Below are 13813 nucleotides of genomic sequence, written 5' to 3'. Positions count from 1 at the left end.
TTGAGTGTCATAAAATTTTTTACATAACCACCTCCGAGATTTTCGATGACCATTTTTCCCGTTATTCTTTGCGGCGGCAGCGGCACGCGGCTCTGGCCCATGTCGCGCGGCGGTTACCCGAAGCAATACCTGAAGCTCACCGGTGAGCAGACGCTGCTTCAGCAGACTGCCGTTCGACTGCAGCATCTTCCCAATACCGAACGCCCGATCATCCTGACAAACAGCGAACAGCGCTTTCTTGTCGCGGAGCAACTCCGTCAATGCGGCGTGGCGCCGTCGTCGATCGTCCTCGAGCCGATCGGCCGCAATACTGCTCCCGCCATTGCGGTCGCAGCACATATGGCGGTCAGGAAAAATCCGGATGCGCTGCTGCTCGTATTGCCGTCGGATCACGCGATCCTGAATGAACCCGCCTTTATCAAGGCGGCCCAGCATGCCGCATCGATCGCGAAGGACAATCATCTGGTGACCTTCGGCATCACGCCGGAAAGTCCGCATACCGGTTTTGGCTATATCCGCCGCGGCTCCGCCCTGGTCGACGGCAAGCCGATCTATTCGGTCGACGCGTTCGTTGAAAAACCCGACACTCAAACGGCCGAAATTTTCCTGAAGTCCGGGGATTACTACTGGAACAGCGGCATGTTCATGCTGAAGGCCTCGACGTATCTGGACGAGATCACGCGCTACGCGCCTGAAATCGCCACGCAGACGGCACTGGCCCTAGAACAAGCGCAACATGACAACGATTTCGTCCGCCTCGATGCACAGGCCTTCGCACTGAGCCCGAGCGATTCGATCGACTATGCCGTCATGGAGAAAACCGATCGCGCGGCCGTGATCGCAACGACGGATCTGGGCTGGAATGACATCGGCACCTGGGGCGCGCTGGCCGACCTTGCCGAAAAGAACGACGACGACAACACCCTGATCGGCGACGTATTCTCCGACGCGACAAAGAATTCGTATATTCGCGCCGAACACCGGATGGTCGCCGCGATCGGTCTCGAGAATATTGTCGTCGTCGAAACGGCAGACGCCGTGCTCGTCGCACATCGCGATCGAGTGCAGGACGTGAAGAAGGTGGTCGAGCAACTCAACGCGTCCGGCCGTCAAGAATCGGTCACGCATCGACGCGTCGTCCGTCCCTGGGGATCCTATGAAGGCATCGATCAGGGCGACCGCTTCCAGGTAAAGCGCATTGTCGTGAATCCCGGCGCACAATTGAGCCTGCAGATGCACCATCATCGGGCAGAGCACTGGATCGTCGTGAAGGGCACCGCGCTCGTCACCAATGCGGATCGGGAAATCATGCTGACCGAAAATCAGTCGACCTATATCCCGCTCGGCGCCACGCATCGTCTTCAGAATCCCGGCAAGATTCCGCTCGAATTGATCGAGGTCCAGTCCGGCCCGTACCTCGGCGAGGACGACATCGTCCGGTTCGAAGACACCTACGGCCGCGTCCCGCAAAAGTAATCCCGCGATTACACCGCGAGAAAATAAAACGGCGCATCATGAGATGCGCCGTTTTCATTTACCGCCACCCTTCGCACGACATCGACCTGCCACGAATGAATGGCAGCCCGCCCTGCAGCGAGCGAAGCCGCGTTACTGCGTGCCCGCCAACCGGTTCCGGGCATCCGACAACATCTCGCCGATCACCTTCTCCAGATCATTGGTATTGTCCCGGGCAGGCAAAATGGAGTTGATCTTGGCAGGATCGCCCAGCAATCGCATCACCTCGTTCTTGCGCATGAATTCCGGCGCCGACACGACCTCGATCTCGTGACCGGAGATCCGGGTCATGATTGCAAGCAGATCCCTGACCGATTTGCCGGCGCCCGCGCAAACATTCAGCACCTCCCCGAAGGAAGCGGACTTATCCAGCACATCGGCAACCATGCTGCAGCACACATCGACATCGATATAGTCGCGCACCGGGTCGAGATTGCCCAACCGGATCGACGGCGCCTTCCTCGCGAAATGACTGACGAGCTTCGGCACGATAAAGTCCGCATTCTGGCCCGTCCCCACGACATTGAACGGCCGCAGGATCGTGATGTCGTGCTTGTCGCGATAATTCATGACGAGGCATTCGGCGGCATGCTTGCTGATGCCGTAGTGACTCACGGGTTTCGGCGTCAACAGTTCCGTCAGGACTTCGGTGTTCTGATTTCCATAAACGCCCGCCGTGCTGGAAAACATGATGCGTCGCCGCCCACCGAGGCTGTCGATGGCCTTCAGTACGTGCTCCGTGCCCAGGACGTTCGTTTCGTAGTATTGCATCGTCGTACCGCTCGTCACGGACGACAACGCTGCAAGATGGATCAGCACGTCCGGATTGACCGTTCGAACAACGGAAGCCACTTGCTCGTAGTCGTGGAGACTACACTGCAACGCGTTGTCCGACGTACCCGTTGTCGTACCGAAAACCCGATGCCCCTGGCGGGTCAGATGCGCCGCCAAATGCGTCCCGATGAAACCCGTGATGCCAGTGATGAGTATCGTTGCCATTTCGTCGTGAATTCATAGTGGAGGCCACCCCAGGCGGGCGGCCTCGAATACAGCCTCGGCACTTATCTCTTCGCGCCGCGTTCGAGATGAGCACGACGGAGCGATTCCAGCAGCATCTCGGTCGATTCACGCCACGTCCTGGACTTCCAGCCGTGACGAATTCGGTCTTCCCACGCTGCGACCTCTTCGTGATGCGTCGAGTAATGCAGGATGCGCTCCGCCCAGCGATAGGTATCGAGCGGGTTGATGTATTCGACCAGATCCCGCCCTGTTTCACGCAGCGGATCGCAGTCGGACGTCAGGCAGAATTTCCCGTAACTCAGGCTCTCCGGCAACGTCAGACTCCATCCCTCGTAGAAGGACGGAAGCAGCGTAAAGAGGCAATGTCGATAAAGCACATTCAGTTCGGCATCGGTCGGGCGGAGCAGCAAAATCTTGCCCTTGATGCGCTCATCCTCCGAGAAGACCTTCAGGAAGTCATCCGAGTTCCAACCCTTTCCGCCGATGAACAGCATCTGGGGCAATTCCGCCTCGTGCCCTTGCTCCAGTAGCGTGACATACGCTTTATAGAGCATTTCCTGATTCTTTCTCGGTTGCAGTGTTCCAACCGTAATGATGAACCGGGATGCGACACCGAGTCTCTGCAGCACCGCCGCGTCGGCGGATGCGCTCGCACGCGTCGACACGACATCCGACTCGGAAATGTCCGATCCGAATTCGACGTAATCGCTGGGAGGCGTCGGCCACCCATGCGCCTTCTGGAACGAGATGCCGTCGCGTCGTGCCGTCTGCCCGCCGTACACGAGATGATCGAAGTTTTCCGACGAGTACTTGATGAAGGGCTCGTATGCGTCCGCGGTTTCCTTCATGTGATGGTGCGGAATCAGCATCGGCGTGAAATCGTAGATGAGCTGGGAAACCGTCACGTTCTTCTTCTGACGCGCCAGCTGCACCGCCTGATGGGATCGCGCCATTTCGTGGGACGGATTCCAGTCGATCGCCGCGAAAAACACGATCGCGTTGTCCGGGAATTCTCGCAGCACGCCCGGATGATCGGGGCCGGCGCCATGCGCGAACGGATGACGACAACCGGTTCCGTCGGCTTCATGCTCCTTGTAGAACTCGTGGAAGTGCCGGTAAGACGTCGCCAGGTCATCGCTGTTGAACAGCCACGAAAGATTGTCCGACGAGATCTCGAACATCAAGCCGTTGTGGCAGGCAAAGAAATGCGTATTGGGCGCCAGCTCGTGCAAATACCGTGCGTAGGTAAGTTCGGCCCGGATAATGCCCTGCACGCCGCCATGCCAATACAGATACGTCGTGGTCAGATCCATCCAGATCGACGGCTCCGCATGCGCAGCCGGATGATTCGCCCGGTAGTTCGCAATCTTGCTGCGGATCATGCCGGCCGTATCGAGCCACGTCGTCTTGGTCCACTCCTTCGCAATCCGCGACTCGCGCTGCAGCAGTGCCTGCGCGTCGTTCGCATAGAACACGATCTTTTCCGCCCAGGTCGCGACGTCCCAGGCCGGAACGAATTCGACCAGGTCACGCCCCACTTCGCGCAGCGGAGGGTTATCGCTCGCAATGCAGAACTTGCCCTGATCGAGGCTCTCGGGCAGCGTCAGACTCCAGCCTTCGTACAGGCTGGGCAACAGCGTGAAAAGACAATTGCGATACAGCGCCGCCAGCTGCTCGTCGGTCGGGGACAACCGGATGATCACCCCCTTGAGACGCGGATCGCGATTGAGCGCATCCAGCAGATCCTCCGACCACCAGGGCTTGCCGCAGATCACCAGTTGCGGAACCTTGCGCGGGTCCTTTTCGAGCGCCATCAGGTACGCCCGATAAATCGTGTCGTGATTCTTGCGTGGCTCGATCGAGCCCACGGTAATCAGGTACGGCCCGGTAATACCGATGTCGCGCAGGATGGTCCGGTCGTCCTGGGTGCCTTTCGCACGCGCAATGTCCGACCCGAGCTTGAGGAAGTCGCTATGCGGAACGCGCCAGCCGCGCTCCTTGAAAATTTCCGTCGCATCGCGCTGGGCAGTCTGTCCGCCGTAGAGGATGAAATCGACGTTTTCCGCCACCCACTCGAGATACTGCGCAAACTGGTCACGTGTCTGCTTGTCGTACAGATGGCTCGTTCCCTTGCGCAACAGGATGACGTCGTAGACGAGATACGACAGATACACGCCCGGACACTCGTTCTTGAGCCGCGAGAAATAAGCTTCCTTCTGGCTCGTGATCCAGCCGCACGAGAAGATCGCATCGCCTGCGATATACGGATGAAAGAACGGTGCGTTGTCGGGTGCGACGAGATTCAGGACCTCCGCCAGGCACGGACTGCCGGACGTGTCGTTTTGCTCGCTCGAGATCTGGGCGCCGACCGTACGAATATAGGTTTCCGCAACGTTGTCGGCATCGAACAGCCACCGCATCTGCTCTTGCGGAATTTCAATAAAGCCGCCGCCTCGCTGCATGGAAAAGCGAATGCCCGGATGCACCTTTTTCAACCCGTGCGCGACCTCGAGTTCCGCACGGATGATACCCACCACGCCGCCGCGCCACTCCATCGTCGCGGTCAGGTCCATCCATACCGCCGGCTCATCGCGCGGCGCCACGACCGGAACCGGAATAACCGGCTTGGGCTCGACGCGCGCGACAGCAATCTCGTGCGCCGGCATGGCCGGCGCCTCGAGGTGTGCATCCGTGACGGGAACCGGAGGCGCGACCGCCTCGGAAAGCGACGGCGATGCATTCGAAGAAAAAAGCTTGCTCAGGAATTTGAACGGCGCAAAGGAGGTGCGCTGATACGTGGCCACCACATCGTCCATTCCATCGACACGAACGCTCTTCTGCTGACCTTCCGCCGACAAATACAATTCAGCGAGAATACGTTCCTTCGGCACACCTGACTTCAAACGTTCCAGATAATGAGCCCGGCCGCTTTCGTCGGGCTCACGACGCAGCAACGAAAGATAGGCGTTACGAACAAAATCTTCACCATCGGCCCGCAGCAGGCCTGCGACATTCATATTCATCAAGAGTTCACCAAATTCGAAGCGACACCACTGGAATTAGCAACAAACCGAAATTGAGCACGACCCATTACCCTCTAATTCGATCTCATTTATATGGCGCGCTCCACAACACGAAATCAATAAATTCAAAACAGGTGACTCTCTTGTCAGTCCCAAAACGCCGCCCGTCCTGCGCCTTTTCTTTCACCGCCCGCCCGTTTCAAGGAGTTGCGCGCCTCGCGCGCAGTCGCCGCATCCACCGCCCGGCTCGTCAACGAGGGCCGTCGGCATACCCCAGCGCGGCACCAAACGATGCGGCCGCAGCCAGCCTCACTGCCGGATGCAGGAAGCGAAACCGGGAAAATTCGTTGCCGTCACGGACACGTACAACGGTCCCGACCAGCGGCGACCGGCAATTATAAGTCACGCACTCGGCGTCGAATACCATACAAGCGAAATTTACTTGAAAACCGAACCATCCACGCAACAAATTCCACAAATTTCCGCATGAATACAAAATTACGTCACGAGGAATCGAGACGCTTTGAAATGCCCTGAAAGCGCGCCGACACCGGCAGCGATACCGCGAATCTACCGAGCCATCTATTGCGCCGCCGCGGGCGTCCAGATCGAATTCACCCGAAGCCGAATGGTCACATTGTCAAGAACAACCAAGACGGCACCCGGCACCGACAACGACGCGACCCCGAGGCATCCGGTATCCGCCCTTTTTGATTCGGCACGCACCAGGCGCCACTTCATCGCCGGCGTCCTCCGTAGAAACCGCTTCACCGACGCCACCCGGATCGCAACGCAAGCGTTTGCGCCGAACTCACATCGCAACGGAACGCTTGCAAAACGTCTTTCCGACTCGCCATTTAATTCGAATCACCGAAGCGCGTTACGACTGGACCAGGTCGTTCGAATCGCAAGCTTGAGTGACGGCCGTCGAATCGTTCGCCGGATGCGAAGTCGCCCCGAATTTGGCAAGCCCCACCCCCACTCACCCGATGTGCAACATCCGTTCCGGCGAGATCAGTAAAGCAGCGCCTTACCGACATTCCTCGCCATGAAAATAAAAATGATCTGAAAAACATCAAATCACCATTAATGGACGATCGACACAACGCCACTCACCATCGCGATTACCATACAAAAATCGACGCCTTTCAATTTAAATGCATTTGCGCGCGACAGCAAAATAAAATGCCCTCTTGGCAGCCGTCCATGTCGCCCAGTCCAACCGGTGAAACGCGGCTCGCACGATCTGCTTTCGGGCGGGCGCGGTGTCATGAAAATGACCCACGAAGATGCATGCAGCCTTCCCGCAATACTCACATGGACTTCCTGCTGCTCAACGATTGCGATCAAGACGCGGGGCCAGACGAAAATCCATCGTCCGGCGCTTACGTACCGGACACCGGCAACGACGATAAGAGCCCTGCCAGCAGCGCGACGGCAAATACCGGGCGCAACAAAACGACTTGGCCAGACCGGCACCCCGGCGGCACGCAACGGACGGTGCACGACACTCGCAGCTGCGCCCCCTGCCCACGCATCTCGACAGCCTACGCCCGGCGCCAATCGGGGCAACGTGTTCGCGACACACGAATGCACCGAATGGTGAGACCGTCGTTCGTATCCCGATCGCTGGCCAGTTCAAACGCATTCCATACGTGCATGCAGTGTTGCGTTCCATATATACTCTCGACCGGATTCTTCCGTCGGGACGACGCTAAATCGGGTTCCGGGCACCGCAAGGGCAATGGGGTCACCTGCCACGGCCAGCAGAGCAGCAGGCCCGATATCGCCCCGGCATCGCTTCCGATTTTGAAAGAAGGCGTCGACGTGCTCGAGGACAGGGTGGAAAGCAAGAAGTACCGCATCACCGATTGCCCGCCTCACAGAGGCAATCCTTCAATCGAACGGTTGCCCCGCTTCGCCGGCACTCTCGAAACCTTTACGCTTACATGATTGAATCTCAGCACAATACGCCGCTGGTCCGATCGATCAGCATTCAGCTACGCGTCATCAGCGCGTTGCTGATGCGTGAAATATTGACGCGCTATGGCCGCCACAACGTAGGCTTCCTGTGGATTTTCCTGGAGCCGATGACATTTACAGTCGGTGTCACGACGCTGTGGAACCTGGTCAAAGCCGAACACGTCGCATCCATTTCGATTACCGCGTTCGCATTGACCGGCTATTCCGCCGTTCTGGTCTGGCGAAACTGCACCACCCGCTGTGCACTGGCGATCCTGCCGAACCAGAGTTTGCTCTATCACCGCAACGTCCGCGTTGTCGATTTTTTCTGGGCACGCATCCTGCTCGAGATCTCCGGCGCCACGATGTCGTGCATTATTCTGAGCGTCATCTATATCATCGTCGGCTGGATGGAGCCTCCGAAGGATATCTCGCTCGTATTGGCCGGATGGTTATATCTTTCCGTTTTCGGGGCAGCATTGGCACTGACGATTGGCTCGCTGACCGAGCGGAGTGAAATGGTCGAGCGGCTCTGGCATACGATCGCCTATCTGGTCTTTCCGCTTTCCGGCTCGGCCTTTATGGTCGAATGGCTCCCCGAGGCGTGGCGAAAATATGCACTTCTCGTGCCCATGGTCAATGGCACCGAAATGCTGCGCGCCGGGTTTTTCGGATCCGTCGTCAAGACGCATTACGATGTTACGTACATGGTATTCGTCGACGCGACGCTTCTGTTCGTCGGCTTGTTTTTCACGCGCGAGGCAGGAAAAAGAGTCCAGCCCGATTAAGCTATCGGTAATCTCTACGCGTTGCCGGGGCGAGGCGCCATCAAGCAAAACATTTCCCGCCCCCGGCACCCGCAAGCGGGGCTGCAGCTTCGTCCGCAGACACCCGCGCGAATCGCATCGGAATCGAAGAACAGCGCTGCATGAGGATCAGGCGCGTATGGCCGGACCGCATCAGATATGGACGGCGGTCACACGGCGGCCATGAATATACCGGCGCCCCAGCTTCCCCCGTTGCTCGCAGCTGCACCGCCTCGACCATGTAGCGGGCCGCACTTCATCGAGCCGCAGCACTTCCCGATCTTCCAGGCCGCCCGGCGCGGATTGATCAACCGCGAAGCCCCTCTGCCGGAAACTGTCTCGGGACCACCGGTCCAGACACGCAACGATGTCACGCCCGCCATCGTGCGCGGCCTCACCGATGCGTTGCGCGAAGAACTTGATCCGCCCATCGCGCATCGACATGGAAGCAGCGCAAGGTGTGCCGACGACGTGACGTTCAGCCTGCGGATCCGGTAAACGGCAAGAAAAGTCCTGCCTCGGCTCGTCTATATGCAGCCTGAATTCCATGCCACATACTTTCAGTCCTTACCGTGTATTATTGGCCTCTTGACGGGCTCGGCAGTCACGGCGGGCCTTACATTTCGATAGAAATGGATCCGTCAGGCCGTGCTCGATTGTGCCCGGGCAGCTTGATGGATGTGACTTGAGCGCATTAAAGACCCTATCTCGAAGCTCCCCAATGAAGGCACTCACGACGACGCGACATCGCTCAACCTCGAGACGTGGGCCGACCGCACCAGAGGGAGTTCGGAAGCAATAGTCCGTTTTGCAAGAATCGACTTGCGTGAATTTCGCAACATCAATCGGCGAGACACCGGGATGTTGCTCGTTTTTCAAACATGCGGCCGTTCCACGATGAACGGCGGTTTTAATATTCGAGGTATTGGTCTGTGAAAATTGCAATCATTTCGAATTGCCAGGGAGCCAGTCTCGCGGCATGCATGCGCGAGATGAGCGGCACGCTGGAGCCGCAGTTTTTCCTGCTGACGACGCTGTCGGATGGTTCGGTGACGGTACCGTGGCTGTTCCAGGAATACGACGTTGTCATCGCACAGCGATTCATCGAACAGCACATGGCAGACATGCCGCGCGACCGGCTGGTGCTCTTCCCGGATCTCGCATTCGTCGGCCATCACCCTGACATGACCTATCTGCAGGGGAAGCGCATCGGCAGCGACGTTCCCGAGGCGATTCAGGGGCCGATGATGCATTACAACTCGTCGCTCGTGGTTCACGGCTATCTGCGCGGCCTGTCTGCAGACGAGATCGAAGCAAGGTTCACCCGTGAGACTTACCGCAAGCTCGGTTACCTGAACACCTGGTCGCACGCCGAAAAGGCGCTGCGAGAAGAAATTGCGGCGACCGGCCTGAATCTGCAGGGTGCCGTCGACAAATGGTTGCGCAGCGGCTGCTTTATGCACACGTACAACCATCCGACACTGTCGACGGTGGCCGACGTTGCACGCGCGGTTCTGGAGCGTCTCGGCGTGCCCGTCATCAATCAGAATCCCGGGCGCTACGCGCACGATCCGCTCGCCTTGCTGCCGATCTGGCCGATTTATCCGGAGGTCGCGGAAGCAACGTCCTACCCCGAGTCCGGGGACTACGCCTTCAAGCAGGTAGAGCCGAACGGCGTCATCGGTCTGCGCGCGTTCATCGACGGGTCGATTGCGACTTATCAGCAATTCGACCGGGATTCGATCATGCCGGTGAATTTCTATCTTGCCGAGTTCGATCGACGGTTGGCAGAACCGGCCGCCGACGCGTTCGCGAATCCGTATCGCAACCTGCCGGACCATCAATTCTGGAAGAAGGGCGTCGCAACGCCGGCGGCGATCGACGTCGATCCGGTCGTGTCCGGGAAGTTTTCGGTTGCACAGGAGCAGAAGGTCGCGACTGCCGGCAGTTGCTTTGCGCAACACATCGCACGAACGCTGAGCGCCAACGGCTTCAACTACTTCATCCCCGAGCAAGCGCCCGAGGGATCGACGAAAGAACAGGCCGCAAACCGTAATTTTGGCGTGTTCTCGGCGCGCTACGGCAACATTTACACCGCGCGCCAGCTCGTGCAGCTTCTCAAGCGGGTGAGCGGCGAATTCGTGCCGCAAGACCAGGTGTGGCAACGCAAGGACGGTCGCTTCGTCGATCCGTTCCGTCCGCAGATCGAACCTGAGGGTTTCGGTTCGGAGGCAGAACTCGTTGCATCACGCGCCGAGCATTTTGCGGCCGTTCGCACCATGCTCGAGCAGATGGACGTTTTCGTATTCACGCTGGGGCTGACCGAGTCGTGGCGCGCGAAATCGGACGGAGCGATTTTCCCGCTCGCACCGGGCGTCGCTGGCGGGTCGATGGATGCCGACAAATACGAATTCGTCAATTTCTCGGCAGCCGACGTGATTGCGGACATGAACGAGTTCATCGGCATGCTCAGCGTCATCAACCCGGCATGCCGAGTGATCCTGACCGTATCACCGGTGCCGCTGATCGCAACGTACGAACCGAAGCATGCGCTGACGGCAACGACGTACAGCAAGTCGGTACTGCGCGTCGCGGCGGAGGAACTGAGCACGGCGCATGCCCACGTCGGCTACTTCCCGTCGTTCGAAGTCATCACCGGCAACTACAATCGCGGCGCGTACTTCGATGACGACCTTCGTACCGTGACCGATGCGGGCGTGGCACACGTGATGCGGTTGTTCATGAAGCACTATGCCGGCGGCGGTACGGATCAGGTCGCCGCAGCACCGGTCGAGCGGCCGGCAGCCCCGGCAGCCGACGAACCCGCTCCACTGCATCGCAACGTCACCGGCGTCGTCTGTGACGAGGAAGCCATCGCGAACTTCCAGGTCTGAGCTTCACCCAAGGGCAAGGGCGCGTCGCTGCGGCGCCGCGACCTTGCCCGGCTCGACGCGATCTGCATCGCGGCGCGCGTTCACCGGTTCTTCCGCTGGCTGGCAAGCGACCAGCCCGCGCCTCGCCGTCAATGCACGGACCGCGTCGGGCCCGCTTCGGTCGCATTGCCTTCTTCGCGCAACGCGAACCTCGTCAGCCCGCCTCTGCCCTCTTTCGACGTGCGGCATCCAGTCGGCAACCGCCCAGGATACCTCCCGACACCGCATCCGTCCCTCCGCGTCATCGGCCTCACCGTGGTTGCCTCATCTGTCGCGCTTGGTATATACCAAGTTGGCGAACGTCACGCCGCGTGAAGCCCCGGGCGGCATGTCACGTGCGACGCGCACCGCTTGATTGCCGCATCAGCCAACAAAACATCCAGATTCACATCGTCGCCATGCGCCGGCGCTAGAAATTCGGATGCGTCTGCAGCGACACGCGCCGCGAGGCCGATCTTCGTCAAGCACGGCGCCAGGCCTGAAATTTGCCCGTCGCTGGAAGCCCGGTTACCTCACATGCTTCGGTGCCATCATCTGACGAGGTGCATCCACACATGACAGAAACCACGTCTCCCGCAGCACAACCGGTCGACGACTGGCTGCATCGCGTACCCAACGACCTTTCCACGAGCCGGCACGGCGCATCGAGAATACTGGTTATCGGGTCATGTTTCTCGGAATTGCTCACGCCCTACGCGGCATTTGCGTTCGATGGCGCGACAGTCGATTACGTCCCCTACAATTTTGCAGGCCAATTGCCGCCCAGCCCGCCGCATCCGGTCGAAGCGTACGCATTTCAGCTCATCGTGCTCCCAATGCGCACCGTTGCGCCGGAAACGATGACGGCACGCCTGAACTACCAGAATCCGCAGCGCTACGTCGAGACGTTCAACGAGTCACGACAACGCCTTTTGCAACTGCTGGGCGGCGCATTGAGCTACAACGACTCACATCAGATCCTGACATTCGTCGCGAACTTCCTGGTTCCGCAGCAGAACGCCATGGGGCGCACGTTGCCGCGATACGATCTGCGCAATCCCGTGTTCTACACCGAGAAGCTGAACGAACTGATCGCCGGGGAAGTTTCCGCACGTCAAAACACCTATACGATCGACATCGACGCCATCTCGTCGACGATCGGCAAGAAATACATTCAGGATGACAGCATCTGGGTGCACGCACACGGCACGTTCGTCTTCGATTTCGACTACCCGCTCGACAGTCAGCGAATCGAACCGCCCGCGCAATATAGTCAACAGTACGAAATCAAGACGAACCAGTTTTGCGCCGCCGTATGGCATGAGCTACGGGCGATGTATACGTCCGCGAAACAGATCGACTCCGTCAAGCTTGTCATCGTCGATCTCGACGATACGCTGTGGCGAGGCGTGATCGCCGAGGAAGGCATTCGCTTCAACGCCATCGAAGGCTATCCGCTCGGCGTCATCGAAGCGCTTCAATTCCTGAAACGCCGCGGCATCTTGCTTGCCATCGCGAGCAAGAACGACGAGCAACGCATCCGCGAACTATGGAGCACGGAGGGCTTCGTCGGAGGCGTGATCTCGATGTCCGATTTCGCGTCGATCAAGATCAACTGGAAGCCCAAGGTCGAAAACATCCAGGACATTCTCGCTGAAACGAATCTGCTGCCGAGAAACGTCGTCTTTATCGACGACAATCCGGTCGAGCGCGCCGCCGTGGCGGAGGCGTTTCCGGACATGCGGGTTCTCGGCAGCGATGTCTATCGTCTGCGCCGCGTGCTTCTCTGGTCCGGCGAAACACAGGTTGCGCACGTCACCGACGAATCCGGCCGCCGCACTGAAATGATTCAAGCCCAGATCGAGCGCGAGCATGCCCGTTCGAAAATGAGTCGTGAAGCATTCCTGCAATCGCTGCAAGTAAAGGTAACGGCACACCGCGTGACGAATACGAACGATGCCAGGTTCACGCGCGCGTTCGAATTGGTCAACAAATCCAACCAGTTCAATACGACGGGGCGCAGATGGTCGTTCGACGAGTGCGCTCGCGCATTCGATGCCGGCACAGTGATGGTTGTCGCGCATGTGATCGACAAATACACCGACTACGGTCTCGTCGCCGTCGCAATCGTGCATCACGAGCGTATCGAGCAATACGTCATGAGTTGCCGCGTGTTCGGACTCGGCGTCGAGCAATCCCTGCTGGCTTCCATCACGGCAGCCATTCACGCTCATTCCGATGCGGTCGGCGACGTCGTCGAAACGCCGGCGAATGCACTCGGCCGGGCAGTCTATTCGACATGCGGCTTCACCGAAGCAGTACCGGGAACATGGGTACTGTCGCGCCAGCAGCGACTTGCAGCGCCACGGCACGTCACGTTCTCGGTTGCCGGGCCGACCGCCGTCTAACCCGGCAGGTTGCGATGCCGCGTCGCGCGTTGCCTGTCGGGTCCGGACACCGCCTCCGTCACGATCGTCGGGTTGCCGAACGAATTGCCCCTGACAATCCCTGACAGTCCAATCGCCCGGCCCGGTTGCCGTGTCGTCATCGCACAGGTATAACTGCGCAGCCACGC

At 59.0% G+C, this 13813-nt stretch carries 8 protein-coding genes; 5 read left to right on the top strand and 3 right to left on the bottom strand.

The window, feature by feature from the left end; translation table 11 throughout:
- Positions 1–45 precede the first annotated feature (45 nt).
- Positions 46–1476, top strand: coding sequence for a mannose-1-phosphate guanylyltransferase/mannose-6-phosphate isomerase (locus OHZ10_RS03730; protein WP_174993227.1), 1431 nt, complete (start codon positions 46–48; stop codon positions 1474–1476).
- Positions 1477–1608: 132 nt separating this feature from the next.
- Here the strand turns inward: OHZ10_RS03730 and OHZ10_RS03725 are convergent, their stop codons facing one another.
- Positions 1609–2514, bottom strand: coding sequence for an NAD-dependent epimerase/dehydratase family protein (locus OHZ10_RS03725; RefSeq protein ID WP_081051875.1), 906 nt, complete (start codon positions 2512–2514; stop codon positions 1609–1611).
- Positions 2515–2576: 62 nt separating this feature from the next.
- A complete protein-coding gene (locus OHZ10_RS03720; RefSeq protein WP_081051876.1) occupies positions 2577–5558 on the bottom strand; it encodes a glycosyltransferase in 2982 nt (993 codons plus the stop codon).
- Positions 5559–6875: 1317 nt separating this feature from the next.
- On the opposite strand from OHZ10_RS03720, the gene OHZ10_RS03715 reads away from it, so the two are divergent.
- Together OHZ10_RS03715 and OHZ10_RS03710 are read left to right on the top strand one after the other, a co-directional pair.
- Positions 6876–7511: a hypothetical protein gene (locus OHZ10_RS03715; RefSeq protein WP_342703658.1), complete on the top strand. Its 636-nt coding sequence runs from the start codon at positions 6876–6878 to the stop codon at positions 7509–7511.
- The gene (locus OHZ10_RS03710) at positions 7508–8308 is read left to right on the top strand and encodes an ABC transporter permease (protein ID WP_059235975.1); all 801 of its coding nucleotides are present in this window, start codon (positions 7508–7510) and stop codon (positions 8306–8308) included. Before OHZ10_RS03715 ends, OHZ10_RS03710 begins: the two co-directional genes overlap by 4 nt.
- A gap of 171 nt (positions 8309–8479) precedes the next feature.
- Here OHZ10_RS03710 and OHZ10_RS03705 read toward each other — a convergent pair whose 3' ends face one another.
- Positions 8480–8875, bottom strand: coding sequence for a hypothetical protein (locus tag OHZ10_RS03705; protein WP_155627173.1), 396 nt, complete (start codon positions 8873–8875; stop codon positions 8480–8482).
- Between the two features lie 383 nt (positions 8876–9258).
- Here OHZ10_RS03705 and OHZ10_RS03700 point away from each other — a divergent pair, with 383 nt between their 5' ends.
- Together OHZ10_RS03700 and OHZ10_RS03695 are read left to right on the top strand one after the other, a co-directional pair.
- Positions 9259–11220 carry a GSCFA domain-containing protein gene (locus OHZ10_RS03700; RefSeq protein WP_342703656.1) on the top strand — a complete coding sequence of 654 codons (1962 nt, stop codon included), beginning with the start codon at positions 9259–9261 and terminating at the stop codon, positions 11218–11220.
- A 593-nt stretch (positions 11221–11813) separates the two neighbouring features.
- Positions 11814–13646, top strand: a complete 1833-nt coding sequence (locus OHZ10_RS03695; protein ID WP_342703654.1) for an HAD-IIIC family phosphatase — start codon at positions 11814–11816, stop codon at positions 13644–13646.
- Positions 13647–13813 lie beyond the last annotated feature (167 nt).

It is taken from the genome of Burkholderia arboris, assembly GCF_038723655.1.
In the GTDB taxonomy this organism is placed as follows: domain Bacteria; phylum Pseudomonadota; class Gammaproteobacteria; order Burkholderiales; family Burkholderiaceae; genus Burkholderia; species Burkholderia arboris.
Note: the sequence above shows the minus strand (reverse complement) of the source record. Positions and strands in the feature narration are given on the sequence as shown.

What these genes read in the sequence shown, in the direction of transcription:
- OHZ10_RS03725 (WP_081051875.1), bottom strand. Translation starts at nt 2,514, where the DNA reads ATGGCAACGATACTCATCACTGGCATCACGGGTTTCATCGGGACGCAT.
- OHZ10_RS03720 (WP_081051876.1), bottom strand. Translation starts at nt 5,558, where the DNA reads ATGAATATGAATGTCGCAGGCCTGCTGCGGGCCGATGGTGAAGATTTT.
- OHZ10_RS03710 (WP_059235975.1), top strand. Translation starts at nt 7,508, where the DNA reads ATGATTGAATCTCAGCACAATACGCCGCTGGTCCGATCGATCAGCATT.
- OHZ10_RS03695 (WP_342703654.1), top strand. Translation starts at nt 11,814, where the DNA reads ATGACAGAAACCACGTCTCCCGCAGCACAACCGGTCGACGACTGGCTG.
- OHZ10_RS03705 (WP_155627173.1), bottom strand. Translation starts at nt 8,875, where the DNA reads ATGGAATTCAGGCTGCATATAGACGAGCCGAGGCAGGACTTTTCTTGC.
- OHZ10_RS03715 (WP_342703658.1), top strand. Translation starts at nt 6,876, where the DNA reads ATGGACTTCCTGCTGCTCAACGATTGCGATCAAGACGCGGGGCCAGAC.
- OHZ10_RS03730 (WP_174993227.1), top strand. Translation starts at nt 46, where the DNA reads ATGACCATTTTTCCCGTTATTCTTTGCGGCGGCAGCGGCACGCGGCTC.